Source organism: Trabulsiella odontotermitis, assembly GCF_001188485.1.
Classification (GTDB): Bacteria; Pseudomonadota; Gammaproteobacteria; order Enterobacterales; family Enterobacteriaceae; genus Trabulsiella; species Trabulsiella odontotermitis_A.
The window spans coordinates 1-209 of sequence record NZ_JNGH01000020.1; the positions used below are offsets into that span (position 1 = coordinate 1).

The following is a 209-nucleotide window of genomic DNA, read 5'->3' on the forward strand; positions in this document are numbered from 1 at the left end:
ATGCCTGGCAGTGTCCTACTCTCACATGGGGAAGCCCCACACTACCATCGGCGCTACGGCGTTTCACTTCTGAGTTCGGCATGGGGTCAGGTGGGACCACCGCGCTAAAGCCGCCAGGCAAATTCTGTTCATCTGTATCAGGCTGAAAATCTTCTCTCATCCGCCAAAACATCTTCGGCGTTGTAAGGTTAAGCCTCACGGTTCATTAG

1 rRNA gene is annotated in these 209 nt (G+C 53.6%); it reads right to left on the reverse strand.

What is annotated here, in order from left to right:
- Positions 1 to 2: 2 nt before the first annotated feature.
- Positions 3 to 118: ribosomal RNA gene (gene rrf, locus GM30_RS01110) — 5S ribosomal RNA — on the reverse strand.
- Positions 119 to 209: the final 91 nt, after the last annotated feature.